This window comes from Sphingomonas sp. GW822-FHT03G08, assembly GCF_058801135.1.
In genome coordinates, this window is record NZ_JBXAMZ010000001.1 from 3159891 (window position 1) to 3174074 (window position 14184).

The window sequence follows — 14184 nt, forward strand, 5'->3', positions numbered from 1 at the left end:
CGTCCGGAGGGCAAGATAGCAAGCCGCGGCGCCCGCGCCTATGCCGGGCGCCGCAAAATCGGGTCAGAACATGCCGGGCACGTCGCGCTGCGGCACGGTCGGGGCCTGCGGGCTCAGCAGTTCCTGGGCGCTCGGGCTGCCGGTCTCGCCGGCGGTGCGGGCACTGGCGCTGGCGCCGCTGACCGCGCTGATCGCGGTGCAGCTCTTGCCCTGGATGAAGTCGAGCGCGGCGCGGGTGGAGGCCTCGCGCGGGTCGCCCATCGGATAGGCGATGTCGTCCGACGCGCGGCAGCTCGCCTTCACGATGCTGGAGAGGCCGGTGAAATAGGCGCCCTGGTGGTCGCGATTCTCGAGCGCGAAGGCGATGATCCGGAAGCGGTCGTCGCAGGCGCTCTTGTCCACCGCGATCTGGCCGACCGGCTTGCCATAGGTGTTGGTGCCGACCAGCGCCATGTTGGTGCCGAGATAGGGCAGCATGCCCGCGGCGACGAGCTCGCTGGCCGAGGCGGTGCTGGAGGTGCCGATGAATGCGAAGCGGGTCGGCGCGATCGACTGGGTCTGCGGCGCGAAGAAGGCGGTGCTGTTCTGCGCCGACTTGCTGGCGCGGAAGGTCATATAGTCGAACACGTCGGAGGTGCTGCGGTTGGCGCCCAGCAGATTGCCCATCAGCTCGGCGATCGAGACCAGGCCGCCGCCATTGTAGCGCACGTCGACGATGACTTCGGTCACCCCCGCCGCCTTGAACTGGGCGAAGGCGGCGCGCAGCGGGGAATCGGCGGTGTTGATGAAGGTGCGCAGATTGACATAGCCGACGCGGTGGCCGCCATCGTCGATGATCTTGGCGCCGTAGCGGCTGGAGACCGGGTCGAGCGTATAGTCGGTCTTGGCGATGGTCACCACGCGGGTGCCCGCCACCGTGTCGGTCACGCGGAAGCTGCGGGTTGTGCCCGCGGTGTTGGGGCCGAGCGCCTCGGTCAGCCCGGCGCTGCCGCTGCTCGCCAGGATGTCGCTGACGGTGCGCAGGTTGGCGGTGGTGGTGCCCACCGCGAGGATCTCGGTGCCGCGGTCGATGCCGGCACCCAGTGCGGTCGTGCCCTCGAAGGTCTCGGCCGAGAACAGCCGGTTGCCGCTCAGGTACAGGCGGAAGCCGAAGCCCGCGGTCGCGCCGGAATTGTAATAGGCATTCTCCTCGGCGATCGAGGTGACATAGGTGAAGTAGCGGTCGCGGCCCTGCGAGCGCGCGGTGGCGGTCAGCGCGTCGACATAGTCGCCGACATTGGAATAGGGCGCCGGGTCGAGGCTGGTCGGCAGCGTCTCGGGGAAGAGATACCATTCGTTGAGCTGCGCCGCGGCCCAGAGCTGGCGCTCGCGCAGCGTGCAGCCCGCCGTGGTCGGGGTCGGCGTGGTGGTCGGCGTCGGCGTGACGCTGCCCGTCGAACCGCCGCCCGCCGATACGGAACCGCCGCCACCGCCGCTGCAGGCGGAAAGGGAAAGCGCGATCAGGGCAGTAAGGGTACGACGCATGCCAGGTCTCCGAAGAGTTTCTGGAGCCAGCCTAAGTCAAGCCGCGAGACAAGTCATCCTGTTGTATTTGCGCCACTTCGGCGCTGTTGTTCAGCGCTGCAATGGCGGCAGTGCCCAGTCGATCGGCTTCTGGCCGACATGCTCCAGAAACGCGTTGGCCTTGGAGAAATGGCGCGATCCGAAAAAGCCCGAATGGGCGGAAAGCGGCGAGGGGTGGGGGGCCTTGAGCACCAGGTGGCGCCCGCCCTTGTCGATCGAATCGACGAACGCCGCCTTCTTCTGGGCATGGCTGCCCCAGAGCAGGAACACCACCGGCTCTTCCCGGGCATTGACCAGCCGGATCACCGCGTCGGTGAAGCGCTCCCAGCCGCGACCCTGATGCGATGCGGCCATGCCCATCTGCACGGTCAGCACCGCGTTGAGCAGCAGCACGCCCTGCTCGGCCCAATGCTCGAGGAAGCCGTGCTGGGCGCGCGGGATGCCCAGGTCGGTCTCCATCTCCTTGTAGATGTTGACCAGGCTGGGCGGGGTGCGGACGCCGGGCTTCACCGAGAAGCACAGGCCGTGCGCCTGGCCCTCGCCATGATAGGGGTCCTGGCCCAGGATGACGACGCGCACCTTGTCGAGCGGGGTCAGGTCGAGCGCGCGGAACCATTCGCCGCCCGCCGGGAAGATGCGCTTGCCCGCCGCCTTCTCGCCGACGAGGAACTGGCGCAGCTGCGCCATGTAGGGATCGGCGAACTCGCCCTGCAGCGGTTCAAGCCAGCTCGGATGGAGTTTCACCTCGGCCATGGCTTCCTGTCCGGGAGCATGCGCGTGCTGTCAATCGCTGCGCGCGCGGCAATCGGTCCGAAGCGGGCAGCGGGCGCAGTCGGTGCCGTCGAACCGGCACAGCGTCTGGCCGAGCTTCTTGGTGCCGATATGGAAGTCGAGAAAGTCGTCGCCCCGCCATTCGGGCATCGCCGCGGTCACCGCTTCGCTCGCGTCGCGCCCCTCCGCGCCGCGCCGCACGAAGCCGGTGCGCTGGAGCACGCGCAGCACATGGCCGTCGACGATCAGCACAGGCCGGTCGAGCGTGCTGCCGTTGAGCGTTGCGGCGGCGACCTTGCGGCCGACGCCGGGCAGCCGCTCGAGCCAGGCCAGTGCCTCGCCCAGCGGCAGCGTGCCGAGAAAGCCCAAGTCGAAGCCCTTGCGCTCGGCCGCGATCCGGCCGAGCGCGCCGATCAGGTAGCGCGCCTTGTCCTCGGCATGGGTAACCGCGCCGATGCAGCGAAGCACTTCGGCCGGTCCCGCCGCCAGCACCTGTCCGGGGGTGCCGAAGCGCGCGACCAGCCGGTCATAGGCGGCGAGCGAAACCGGGTCCTTCGTCCGCCCGCTGATCATCGACTTGACCAGCGCCCCGATCGGCGAGCGCCGCGCCAGCGGTCCGGCAAGCGCCCGCATCGGCTCCAGCGCTTGCTGCCAGCGGATTATGTCGTCATGCCCGTAAAAGCCGAAGCCCGATTGCATGGTCCCGGTATAGAACATAATAAGAACACGAACAATGGGGTGGCCCATGCGTTGCCCCGAAAACGATAAAAGAATGCAGGATAGGGAGGAGCCGATGCCGTTCACCGGAAGCTGCCATTGCGGCGCGATCGCCTTTGTCGTGCAGGAGGATCCACCCACCCGGGCGATGCAGTGCAACTGCTCGATCTGCCGCCGCAAGGCGCCGCTCCACCATTTCACCACGCCCGAGCGCTTCACCCTGCAGACGCCGATCGACGCGGTGGCGACCTATCGCTTCAACCATCACATCATCGCGCATCATTTCTGCCCGGTCTGCGGCGTCGCGCCGTTCGCGGAGGGGCAGGGGCCGGACGGGCCGATGGTCGAGATCAACCTGCGCTGTGCCGACGGGATCGATCTCGATGCGCTGCAGGTGCAGTTCTACGACGGCGCCAGCCGCTGATACTGGCGGGCTCGGCGACGGGATGGCATGGGGTGGCCCATGCACATGAACCACGATCCCGCCGCCGAGCCTGCCGAGACGATCGGCTTCGACCAGTTCCTCGCGGTCGATATCCGGGTCGGCACGATCTTGGAGGCGGAGGCCTTCCCGGAAGCGCGCAAGCCTGCCTACAAGCTGCTGATCGATTTCGGCCCGACGATCGGCCGCAAGCGCTCCTCGGCGCAGATCACCGAGCACTATGCGCTGGAGGATCTGCCAGGCATGCAGGTGGCTGCCGTGGTTAATTTCCCGCCGCGTCAGATCGGCAAGATGATGTCCGAAGTGCTGACGCTCGGCTTTCCCGATGAAGACGGCAAGGTGGTGCTGTTCCACCCTTCGGTGCCGGTGCCGAACGGTGGCCGGCTCTTCTGATTGTCGGCCAGAAGATACCGCTAACATTTTCGTTGAAACAAACCGGACACAGGCATAGCCTCCCCGCAAAATAACGAGGGGAGGAACTGATGACCAAGCGACTGGCGCTCGCCGCCATGGCACTCGCAATCCCGGCGGGGCTCGCATTCGCCCCGCTCGCCGCGCAGACGGCGGCGGCGGAGCCCGAAGTGCTCAACAATGCCAATCCCGACAGTTTCCAGGTCTATGGCCTGCCGGGCGGGGCCAAGCCGACCCCGATCAAGGACGCGAAGGTCCAGTTCGGCAAGGCGATCCGGGTCGATACGCCGGGGGGCGGCAATCCGTGGAGCATCGGCGTCAACTCGCCGCTCCAGCTCGGTGTGAAGAAGGGCGACAAGGTCGTGATCGCCTTCTACGCCCGGGTCGAGAAGCCGGCCGAGGGCGCGACCACCGCAACCATCGCCAACGTCCAGATCCAGCTCGCCTCGGCGCCCTACACCAGGGTGTTCGGCAATCCGGTGACGGTCGGCCCCGAGTGGAAGCTCTACACCGCCGCCGGCCATGCCGATCGCGACTATGCCAAGGGCGAACTCGCCGCCGCGCTCCACATCAACACGGCGAAGCAGACGCTCGATATCGGCGCGCTGGCGGTACTCAACTACGGGCAGAAGCCCTGACGTTTACAGTCTGAATAGCTCCACGGGCTTTCGCCGGGGAGCCGCATTCGTCAGGCCCGTACCACCGTAACCAGATAGTTCAGCGCCTCGCCGGTGCCGGTCACGAAGCCGCGCGCCGGCGAGAAGCCCAGGCCGGTGCGGTCGCTCACCTTCAGCCCGGCGGCGACCAGCAGCTCTTCCAGTTCCTCGGGGCGCAGGAACTTGCTCCAGTCGTGCGTGCCCTCGGGGATCGCGCCGGTACCTTCGGCCAGCGTGATCATCGCGATGCGCGAAGCCAGCGTGCGGTTCGGCGTGGAAAGCACCATCAGGCCGCCCTCGGCGAGCGCACCCGCCAGCGCGCCGACAAATGCCGCCGGATCCGTGACGTGCTCGATCACTTCCATCGACGTGACCAGGTCGAAGGTCCGGCCCGGCAAATTCTCGATCCCGCCGGCGATATATTCGATGTCGAGGCCCGTCGCGGCGGCATGGGCGCGGGCTGCGCCGATATTCTCGGGCGCGGCGTCGATCCCGGTCATCCGGGCGCCCAGCCTTGCAAGCGGCTCGACCAGCAGCCCGGCGCCGCAGCCGACATCGATCGCGGTCTTGCCCGCAAGCGGCGCAAAGCCCGCCGAGTCGCCGCCCCAGTGCAGGTCGATCGCCTGGCGGATATAGCCGAGCCGGGCCGGGTTCAGCCGGTGGAGCATCGCGGAGCTACCCTTCGGATTCCACCAGTCCGCGGCGAGCTTGCCGAAATGCTCAGCTTCACGCGGGTCAATCGTAGCTTTGGTTGCGCTTCCCATGAGCCGCTCCTATCAGGGCGCCCCATTATCGTCATCCCCGTGCAGGCGGGGACCAAAGGCCCGCAAAGCAGACAGGCTCATTCCATGGCGCGTATCGTGATGAAGTTCGGCGGCACCTCGATGGCAGGCATCGAGCGCATCCGGAGCGTCGCGGCGCGAGTCAAACGCGAATGGGAAGCCGGCAACCAGGTCGCGGTCGTCGTCTCGGCGATGGCCGGCGAGACCGACCGGCTGGTCAATTTCTGCCGCGAGGCGAGCTCGCTCTACGATCCGCGCGAATATGACGTGGTGGTGTCGAGCGGCGAGCAGATCACTTCGGGCCTGCTTGCGGTCGCGCTCCAGGCACTTGGCGTGCCGGCGCGTTCCTGGCTGGGTTCGCAGGTCGCGATCCATACCGACGCGGCGCACGCCAAGGCACGTATCCAGTCGATCGATTCGGCCGGGCTGGAAGAAGGCTGGTCGCGCGGCGAAGTCGCGGTGATCCCGGGCTTCCAGGGCGTCACCAATGACGGCAGCAATCGCGTCACCACGCTCGGCCGCGGCGGCTCGGACACCTCGGCGGTGGCGGTGGCGGCGGCGGTCAAGGCCGACCGCTGCGACATTTATACTGACGTGGACGGTGTCTACACCACCGATCCGCGCATCGTCCCCCGGGCCCGCAAGCTCAAGAAGGTGACGTATGAGGAGATGCTGGAGCTCGCCAGCGTCGGGGCCAAGGTGCTCCAGACGCGCTCGGTGGGTCTGGCGATGAAGGAACAGGTCCGCGTTCAGGTGCTGTCGTCGTTCACCGGCGACGATGCCCCGATGGCGGACACGCTGCCCGGTACGATGATCGTGGGCGAAGAGGAGATTCAGGACGTGGAAAGCCAGCTCATCACCGGCATCGCGCACGACAAGAACGAAGCGAAGATCACCCTCACCGCGGTGCCGGACAAGCCCGGCGCGGTGGCGACGATCTTCAACCCGCTGGCCGAGGCCAATATCAACGTCGACATGATCATCCAGAACATCGCGCACCAGAGCGCGGGTTCGGCGAGCGCGACCGACGTGACCTTCACCGTGCCGGCGGCGGACCTTGCCCGCTCGATCGAGACGCTGAACCAGGCCAAGGGCTCGATCGGCTTCGCGGATCTGCTCCAGGATACGCGCGTCGCCAAGATCTCGGTGGTCGGCGTCGGCATGCGCAGCCATGCGGGCGTGGCGGCGACGATGTTCAAGACGCTCGGCGAGCGTGGGATCAACATCCAGGCGATCACCACCTCGGAGATCAAGGTCTCGGTCCTGATCAACGAGGACGAGACCGAACTGGCGGTGCGCATCCTCCACACCGCCTATGGGCTCGACGCGACCGACGAGGCCGCGTGATCGCTTCCTGACCGTCGGCTGCAACGAACCGTAACATGCGGCTGGATGCTGCCATGTTTCGGTCGCGGTGCCGCCGTGCGGGCGTGGTTGGGGGAAGTTCGTGATGCGGTGGCCTTCCCGTCTCTTTGCTGATTCGGGACTGCTCCGCAGGCGCGGCGCTGCCTTGCTCATCGCGCTCGTCATCGAGCTGCTGCTGATGGCGCTCCTGCTGTTCTTCGTGCCGCCCTTGCCGGGCCGCAAGCAGGGCAACAGCCTCAATACCTTCGGGATCGAGGCGTCGAAGGGCGAGGAGAGCCCCGACAAGAAGCCTGCTGAGAAGCAGCAAAAAAAGGCCGCGCCGAAGCAGCAGGCGCAGTCCCGGACCCAGCCGCCGCCCCCGGTGCCGACTCCGGTCGAGAGCCCTGTCCCCATCGGCCCGCCGACCTTCCTCAAGCTCAGCCGCAACGATTACCAGCAGGGCGACATCGCCAAGGTGCCTTCGCGTGCGCCCGCCGACGCCCCGGACGGCGCCACCGCCGATGCGGGCGGCGGCGGCGGTGCCAACGACACGCCGGTGGCGGGCCGCAAGGGCCGGCATGGCGAGACGCTTTATGTCGCCGAATGGGTGCGCGAGCCGCGCGATGCCGAGCTCTCGCCCTATATCAACGAGAACCGCGCCCGCTTCCCCGGCTTCGGCCTCGTCGCCTGCCGCACCGTGGCGCGCAACCGGGTCGAGGATTGCTACGAGCTCGACGAGACGCGTGGCACCGGCTTCGCCGGATCGGTCCGCCAGGCCGCCTTCCAGTTCCTGGTCCGTCCGCCGCGGGTGAACGACAAGCTGATGGTCGGCGAATGGGTGATGATCCGCATCGACTATCGCCGCGTGACGCGCCAACCCTGAGCGATCTCTTGCCGGGAGCCCCCTGCCGAGGCTAGGCGAGGGCGATGACCAATGCATCTTCCGTCGGCGCCGAGCGCCTGGCCCGCCGCATGGCCCGCGGCCGCGAATTCCTGGGCAGCGAAACCGCGATCATCTCGGGCGCCATGTCCTGGGTGTCCGAGCGCAACCTCGTCGCCGCCATCTCCAACGCCGGCGGCTTCGGCGTGATCGCCTGCGGCGCGATGACGCCCGAGCTGCTCGACGCGGAGATCGCCGGGACCAAGGGGCTCACCTCGAAGCCCTTCGGCGTCAACCTGATCACCATGCACCCGCAGCTCTTCGATCTGATCGAGGTCTGCAAGAAGCATGAGGTCGGCCATGTCGTCCTCGCCGGCGGCCTGCCGCCCGCGGGCTCGCTCGACGCGATCAAGGCGAACGGCGCCAAGCTGATCTGCTTCGCCCCGGCGCTCAGCCTCGCCAAGAAGCTGATCCGGTCGGGCGTCGACGCGCTGGTGGTCGAGGGCATGGAAGCCGGCGGCCATATCGGCCCTGTCTCGACCAGCGTGCTCGCGCAGGAAATCCTTCCCGAAGTCTCCGAGCAGGTGCCCGTCTTCGTCGCCGGCGGCATCGGCCGGGGCGAGGCGATCGCCGGCTATCTCGACATGGGCGCGGCCGGCGTCCAGCTCGGCACCCGCTTCGCCGCGGCGACCGAGAGCATCGCGCATCCGAACTTCAAGAAGGCGTTCATCCGCGCCTCGGCCCGCGATGCCGTCGCCAGCGTCCAGATCGATCCCCGGCTTCCCGTCATTCCGGTTCGCGCGCTCAAGAACGCGGGTGGCGAGCTGTTCACCGCCAAGCAGCGCGAAGTTGCCCAGTCGCTCGACGAGGGCAAGATCGAGATGATGGAAGCCCAGCTTCAGATCGAGCATTACTGGGCCGGCGCGCTCCGCCGCGCAGTGATCGACGGCGATGTCGAACATGGCAGCGTGATGGCGGGCCAGTCGGTCGGCATGGTGACCAGGGAAGAGCCGGTCGCCGAGATCATCGCCACGCTAATGGCAGAGGCGGCGCACGCGCTGGAGAAACGCGCGGCTTGATCCCTGCATAGGGAGCGCCTCAGCGGCGCTCCCGGTACAGCTGGTAGAGTTCCTTCGCGCACTGGAACGCCGTCACTGCGGCGATCACGATCACTGCGATCTCCAGGCTCTTGTCGAGGCTCTCCTGGATCCGCGCGGCCTTCACCGTGTCGGTGCCGACGACGGTGACGATCTGCCCGGCTTCGTGCAGGATCTTGGCGATCCACAGCGTGCCCGCGGTGCAGCCGAGGATCAGCGCGGCGCGCATCGGCTTCCAGTGGGGGCGCAGGAAGCCGATCAGGCTCAGCGCGATCCGCGCCCAGACCAGCGCCACCACCGGCCAGTAGAGCCCCTGCCACACCGCAGCGCCGGTGATCCGTACATCGGCGTCATGTGGTGCGAGCGGCACGGTGAAGCCACCCGCCCACCACACCAGGAAGGCGATGCCGAAGCCGATCTCGAACAGCGGCTCCCAGCGCTTCTTCGGCGGCAGGTCGAGGCGCAGCTTGCCCAGGTCGGGCAGCTCCTCGGGCTTCCACTTGGCGAGATAGGCATCGAGCCAGCCGAGCCGCTCGATCACCGCGAAGGCAAGCGTCACCAGCGCGGCATTGTAGAGCAGCGCATGGACCAGCGCGCCCGATCCATGCGCCAGGGCGCGGGCGAAATCGCCGGTCACCACCAGCCCGCCTCCGATCTGCACCAGCTCGATCACCGCGACGATCGCCAGCACCACCTTGAGCACGAACCAGTAGAAGGGGAACACTTCCGCCCCGATCAGCGCACGCTGATCGCCATATTGCCCGGCCACCGCCAGCGGATGCCCGAACTCGCGCAGCACCTGGCTCACCTCGCTCTTGTCGAGCGGTCGGCCGAGCATTTCCTCGCGATCCTCGACGCGGGCGGTGATCAGGTCGGCCAGCTCGGCGATGATGTCGTCGGCCTTGGCGGCGGGCAGGTTCCAGCGCACGGCGCCGAGATAGCGTTCGATGAGGTCCATCACTTGTCTCCCTCGGTAAGGCGGAGGATCGATTCCGATATCGCGTTCCATTCGGCGAGCAGCTGGCCAAGCACGTGCAGGCCGTCGGCGTTCAGCCGATAGAAGCGCTTGTTGCGCTTGCCTTCCTCGCGCCATTCGCTGGTCAGCAGCCCCTGGGTCTCCAGCCGGCGGAGCAGCGGATAGAGCGCGCCTTCGTCGATCGGCAGCCCCGCTTCCTCCAGGCTGGTGCGCAGCGTGTAGCCATAGCGTTCCTCGCGCAGCGCCCCGAGTACCGCCAGCACCAGCGATCCGCGCCGCAGCTCGACGCGCAGTTTCTCGAACAGGTCTTCCTCGACCGGCATCGTCCTGTGCCTCATATCGTGTATGACACATACTATGTAGCACACAGTATATATCGCGACAAGGGGTCCGTCCGATCGTTACGCAAGTGATTGGAATATGCGACGAATCGAAGCGGTAACCAGCTGATTCACAAAGATTCTTCAGGACGGATTCAGCGCGTCGCGAGAAGCTGACAGCGGGGATAGAGACCGGGGGGTTTCACACATGAAGAAGGTAATCTGGGGTGCTGCGGCGCTTGTTGGAATCGCGTGCGCAGTTCCGGCGCAGGCGCAATATCGGGGGGATTCGCGGCCGCTGCCGCCGGCTGGGGCGACGTTCAACCAGCTGATCCCGGCCATCGCTGCCGATGGCCGGTACGACACCGTCAATCACCATATCTCGCGCGAGCAGACTGCCTGGCATGTCCGCGCCGCTCTCAATGTGGCGGCGCTCGGCTGTCGGGACGAAGCGGAACGCGAGACGGTCGCGGCCTATAACGCGATGCTCGGCCGCCACCGGGCCTCGCTGGCCGCGGCCGATACGGCGGTGAAGGCGCAATATCGGGCACGCTACGGGGCGGGCTGGGATTCGCGTCATGATCGCGACATGACCCGCGTCTACAATTTCTTCGCCCAGCCGCCCGCCCAGACCGGCTTCTGCCGCGTCGCGCGCGACGTGCTGGCCGAAGTGGGGCAGGTGCGGCCCGAGGCGTTCGCGGCCTTCGCGGCCGAAGCGCTGCCACGGCTCGAGGCGCCGTTCACCGATTTCTACCGCGACTATGACGCCTGGCGGATTGCCGATCGCGCCTGGGGCAGCCGCCTGGCCAGCCTCCAGCGCTAAAAACCTTCGCAGCCGTAACGGTTTGTGTTCGTCGGCGCATGGCGCGGGCGAACACAATCTGTTAGCGCCTTGTTCATGCCCGTTTCCGCCGCCGCCTCGGCCCGCGAAATCCTGACGCGCCTCCACGACGTGATGGCGTCGCGCAACCCGGCGCAATCGAAGCTTAATTCGGTCGTCAACATCATCGGCGAGGCGCTGTCGAGCGAAGTCTGTTCGATCTACCTGCTGCGCGAAGGGTTGCTCGAGCTGTTCGCAACCCGCGGCCTGGCGCAGGAAGCCGTGCACGTCACCAAGCTCGCGCTCGGCGAGGGCCTGGTCGGCACGATCGCCCAGAATGTCGAGACGCTGAACCTTGACGAGGCCGAGATGCATCCGGCCTTCGCCTATCGCCCGGAGACGGGGGAAGAGGCGTTCCACAGCTTCGCCGGCGTGCCGATCATCCGGCGCGAGCGCTCGGTCGGCGTGCTCGCCGTCCAGCATGCCGAATCGCGGCGCTATGCGAGCGAGGAGATCGAGGCGCTGCAGACGGTGGCGATGGTGCTCTCGGAGTTGATCGCCAATGCCGATCTGATCGATCCGGCGAGCGCCGGTGGCTCCACCCGGCTCCAGTCGACCGCGCCCGAGCTCGGCCACGGCTTCAAGCTGGTCGATGGCATGGCCGCCGGTGTCGCGGTCTTCCATCAGCCGCGCATCACCATCGAGCATACCGTCGCCGAGGATACCGAGGCGGAGCGTCACCGCGTCTATGCCGCGTTCGACAAGATGCGCGAGCAGATCGACCGGATGGCCAGCCAGGCCGAGTTCGGCGTCGGCGGCGAGCAGGACGAGATTCTCGCGACCTACAAGATGTTCGCGTACGATGAAGGCTGGTCGCGCCGGATCAACGAGGCGATCGATTCCGGCCTGACCGCGGAGGCGGCGATCGAGCGCGTCCAGCAGCGCACCCGCCAGCGCATGCGCGAGATCGACGATCCCCTTCTTCGGGATCGCATGCACGATCTGGAGGACCTGGCGAACCGGCTGCTCCGCATCGTCTCGGGCCAGCTCGGCACTGCCGCGCAGATGGGCCTGCGCCAGGATTCGATCCTGATCGCCAAGAATCTGGGTCCTGCCGAGCTGCTCGAATATGATCGCCGTCGTCTCAAGGGCGTGGTGCTCGAGGAAGGCTCGCTCACCGCGCATGTCACCATCGTCGCCCGCGCCATGGGCGTGCCGGTGCTCGGTCGCGTCCGCAACATCCGTCAGCTGATCGCCGAAGGCGACATGATGCTCCTCGACACCGCCGAGGAGAGCCTGTTCGTCCGCCCGACCCAGGCGATGCTGGAGGCGTTCGAGGCGAAGCTCGAGCTCAGCCAGAAGCGCCGCGCCGCCTTTGCCCAGATGCGGAACGTGGCGCCGGTCACGGCCGATGGCCACCGGGTCGCGGTGATGATCAACGCGGGTCTGCGCGACGACATGGCCGCGCTGGACCTGACCGGTGCCGACGGCATCGGCCTGTTCCGCACCGAATTCCAGTTCCTCGTCTCGGCCACCTTGCCCCAGCGCGAGATGCAGCGCCGGCTCTACAAGGATGTGCTCGACGCGGCGGGCGACCGCCCCGTCACTTTCCGCACCGTCGATATCGGCGGCGACAAGGCGCTGCCCTATCTCAATCACGACGAGGACGGCGAGGAAGAGAACCCCGCGATGGGCTGGCGGGCGCTGCGTCTCGCGCTCGATCGCGATGGCCTGATGAAGGCGCAGGCGCGCGCGCTGATCGAGGCGGGTGCCGGCCGCCCGCTCAACATCATGTTCCCGATGGTCTCCGAACCCTGGGAGTTCGACGAGGCGCGCGAGCTGTTCGAGGCGCAGCGCGCCTGGCTTGCCGCGCGCGGCCGCAAGATGCCGACCGAGATCCGCTACGGCGCGATGCTCGAAGTACCCGCCCTGGCGGAAGTGCTCGACCTGCTGCTGCCCAAGCTCGATTTCCTGTCGATCGGCACCAACGACCTCACCCAGTTCCTGTTCGCCGCCGATCGCGCGCATCCCAAGCTGGCGCTGCGTTATGACTGGCTCAGCCCGTCGATCCTGCGTTTCCTCAAGCGTGTCGCCGATCAGTGCGCGGTGGCGGGAGTGCCGGTGGGCGTGTGCGGCGAGATGGGTGGGCGTCCGCTGGAGGCACTGGCGCTGCTCGGGCTCGGCATCGATCGCCTGTCGATCACCCCGGCGGCGGTCGGGCCGATCAAGGCGATGGTCCGCTCGCTCGATCGCGCCGCGCTGATCGATGCGATGGGCGCGATGCTGGCCGAACCGGGGCGTTCGCTGCGCGATCAGCTCGAAGCCTGGGCAAGCGAACATTCCGTCGAACTGGCTTGATCTGCCGGTAAAATACCCCCTGTCGGCGTTGACAGGGGCGGCTTGGTGAACGACAGCTTCAGCCGTGGCGGGAGCTCCGGGCGCAACCCTTCCGCTACGGAGAGTATGGATGGAAGGCGAAGCCGCCGAAGACCCGACCCTGTTCCCCACCACGGTGGGCGAGAAGCTTCGTGCCGCGCGTGAAGCGCAGGGGCTCGATCTTCCCGAAGTAGCGGCGCGTACCCGAATTCCCCAGCGGCATCTCGAAGCGATCGAGAAGGGCAATTACGCCGGGCTTCCCTCGATCACCTATGCGCTGGGTTTCGCCAAGGCCTATGCCCGCGCGGTCGGTGCCGATGAAGTGGTGATCGCTCGCGAGCTGCGCACCGAGCTGCACCGCAATCCCGAGCGCGCCGCGCCAGTGCCCGCCTATGAAACCAGCGATCCCGCGCGCGTCCCGCCGCGCGGCCTGGCGATCTTCGGCGTCATCCTCGCGCTGGTGCTGATCGCCGGCGCCATCGTCTATTACGGCACCGATCTGTTCCGCGGAAGCGCGCCGGCGCCCGAGACGCTGACCACCGAGGAGCCGGTGGCCAACACCGCCGACAATGGCGTGGTGGCCAATGCCGCGACGCCGGTGGTGCCGAATGGCGGCCAGGTCTCGCTGGTCGCGCTCGACACGGTCTGGATCCGTGTCACCGACGCCAAGGGCCAGAAGCTGGTCGAGAAGGAGCTTGCACCGGGCGAGCGCTATGACGTGCCGGCCGATGCCGATCATCCGCGCATCCGCACCGGCGGGCCGGAGAAGATCCAGGTCACGCTCAACGGCTCGAACATCGATCCGCTCGGCCGCGCCGGCACGACGGTGGATGTCGAGGTGAGCGCCGACGCGCTGCGCAACCGCAACCAGCCGGGTGCCGGGCCGATCGCCGGATCGTCGCCCACCGCTGCTGCCCCGGCCGCTGCGCGTCGCGAACGCCCGGCTGCGCGCCTCTCGGTGAGCACGCCGACCCCGGCACCGGTCGAGCCGGCTGCGACGAGCGCTGGCAACAGCACGCCATAAGGATT

The 14184-nt window shown here is 67.5% G+C and carries 15 protein-coding genes; 9 read left to right on the forward strand and 6 right to left on the reverse strand.

Annotated features, from left to right (window positions below; translation table 11 throughout):
• Nucleotides 1–63: 63 nt before the first annotated feature.
• The 3 genes from AC1RJ5_RS14725 to AC1RJ5_RS14735 form a co-directional block, all read right to left on the reverse strand.
• Nucleotides 64–1524 (reverse strand): S41 family peptidase, encoded by a 1461-nt coding sequence (locus AC1RJ5_RS14725; protein ID WP_493113986.1) that lies wholly within the window; start codon nucleotides 1522–1524, stop codon nucleotides 64–66.
• 90 nt (nucleotides 1525–1614) lie between these two features.
• Nucleotides 1615–2316: a uracil-DNA glycosylase gene (gene ung / locus AC1RJ5_RS14730; protein WP_342248715.1), complete on the reverse strand. Its 702-nt coding sequence runs from the start codon at nucleotides 2314–2316 to the stop codon at nucleotides 1615–1617.
• Nucleotides 2317–2346: 30 nt separating this feature from the next.
• On the reverse strand, nucleotides 2347–3033 hold the full coding sequence (locus tag AC1RJ5_RS14735) for an endonuclease III domain-containing protein (RefSeq protein WP_493113988.1): 687 nt from the start codon (nucleotides 3031–3033) through the stop codon (nucleotides 2347–2349).
• A gap of 94 nt (nucleotides 3034–3127) precedes the next feature.
• Between AC1RJ5_RS14735 and AC1RJ5_RS14740 the strand changes: the two genes are divergently transcribed.
• The 3 genes from AC1RJ5_RS14740 (at nucleotide 3128) to AC1RJ5_RS14750 (ending at nucleotide 4542) form a co-directional block, all read left to right on the forward strand.
• Nucleotides 3128–3475 (forward strand): GFA family protein, encoded by a 348-nt coding sequence (locus tag AC1RJ5_RS14740; protein ID WP_269573237.1) that lies wholly within the window; start codon nucleotides 3128–3130, stop codon nucleotides 3473–3475.
• Between the two features lie 39 nt (nucleotides 3476–3514).
• A complete protein-coding gene (locus AC1RJ5_RS14745) occupies nucleotides 3515–3886 on the forward strand; it encodes a tRNA-binding protein (protein WP_269573236.1) in 372 nt (123 codons plus the stop codon).
• 89 nt (nucleotides 3887–3975) lie between these two features.
• Complete coding sequence (locus tag AC1RJ5_RS14750) at nucleotides 3976–4542, forward strand: carbohydrate binding domain-containing protein (protein WP_269573235.1); 567 nt, start codon at nucleotides 3976–3978, stop codon at nucleotides 4540–4542.
• A 50-nt stretch (nucleotides 4543–4592) separates the two neighbouring features.
• On the opposite strand, the gene ubiG is transcribed toward AC1RJ5_RS14750, so the two are convergent.
• The gene (gene ubiG, locus AC1RJ5_RS14755) at nucleotides 4593–5324 is read right to left on the reverse strand and encodes a bifunctional 2-polyprenyl-6-hydroxyphenol methylase/3-demethylubiquinol 3-O-methyltransferase UbiG (RefSeq protein ID WP_493113991.1); all 732 of its coding nucleotides are present in this window, start codon (nucleotides 5322–5324) and stop codon (nucleotides 4593–4595) included.
• An 84-nt stretch (nucleotides 5325–5408) separates the two neighbouring features.
• On the opposite strand from ubiG, the gene AC1RJ5_RS14760 reads away from it, so the two are divergent.
• The 3 genes from AC1RJ5_RS14760 to AC1RJ5_RS14770 all read left to right on the forward strand — a co-directional run bounded on the left by AC1RJ5_RS14760 (nucleotide 5409) and on the right by AC1RJ5_RS14770 (nucleotide 8645).
• On the forward strand, nucleotides 5409–6689 hold the full coding sequence (locus AC1RJ5_RS14760) for an aspartate kinase (RefSeq protein ID WP_269573233.1): 1281 nt from the start codon (nucleotides 5409–5411) through the stop codon (nucleotides 6687–6689).
• Nucleotides 6690–6852: 163 nt separating this feature from the next.
• On the forward strand, nucleotides 6853–7569 hold the full coding sequence (locus AC1RJ5_RS14765; RefSeq protein WP_493113994.1) for a hypothetical protein: 717 nt from the start codon (nucleotides 6853–6855) through the stop codon (nucleotides 7567–7569).
• Between the two features lie 44 nt (nucleotides 7570–7613).
• Nucleotides 7614–8645, forward strand: coding sequence for an NAD(P)H-dependent flavin oxidoreductase (locus tag AC1RJ5_RS14770; RefSeq protein ID WP_493113996.1), 1032 nt, complete (start codon nucleotides 7614–7616; stop codon nucleotides 8643–8645).
• Nucleotides 8646–8664: 19 nt separating this feature from the next.
• On the opposite strand, the gene AC1RJ5_RS14775 is transcribed toward AC1RJ5_RS14770, so the two are convergent.
• Nucleotides 8665–9621 carry a hypothetical protein gene (locus AC1RJ5_RS14775; RefSeq protein WP_493113998.1) on the reverse strand — a complete coding sequence of 319 codons (957 nt, stop codon included), beginning with the start codon at nucleotides 9619–9621 and terminating at the stop codon, nucleotides 8665–8667.
• Nucleotides 9621–9977: a PadR family transcriptional regulator gene (locus AC1RJ5_RS14780; RefSeq protein ID WP_342248708.1), complete on the reverse strand. Its 357-nt coding sequence runs from the start codon at nucleotides 9975–9977 to the stop codon at nucleotides 9621–9623. Before AC1RJ5_RS14780 ends, AC1RJ5_RS14775 begins: the two co-directional genes overlap by 1 nt.
• Before the next feature lie 190 nt (nucleotides 9978–10167).
• Here AC1RJ5_RS14780 and AC1RJ5_RS14785 point away from each other — a divergent pair, with 190 nt between their 5' ends.
• From AC1RJ5_RS14785 to AC1RJ5_RS14795, 3 genes are all read left to right on the forward strand, one after another.
• Nucleotides 10168–10782: a hypothetical protein gene (locus AC1RJ5_RS14785; RefSeq protein ID WP_342248707.1), complete on the forward strand. Its 615-nt coding sequence runs from the start codon at nucleotides 10168–10170 to the stop codon at nucleotides 10780–10782.
• A 75-nt stretch (nucleotides 10783–10857) separates the two neighbouring features.
• Nucleotides 10858–13137, forward strand: coding sequence for a phosphoenolpyruvate--protein phosphotransferase (gene ptsP, locus AC1RJ5_RS14790; protein ID WP_269573228.1), 2280 nt, complete (start codon nucleotides 10858–10860; stop codon nucleotides 13135–13137).
• A 109-nt stretch (nucleotides 13138–13246) separates the two neighbouring features.
• Complete coding sequence (locus AC1RJ5_RS14795) at nucleotides 13247–14179, forward strand: helix-turn-helix domain-containing protein (RefSeq protein WP_269573227.1); 933 nt, start codon at nucleotides 13247–13249, stop codon at nucleotides 14177–14179.
• Nucleotides 14180–14184 lie beyond the last annotated feature (5 nt).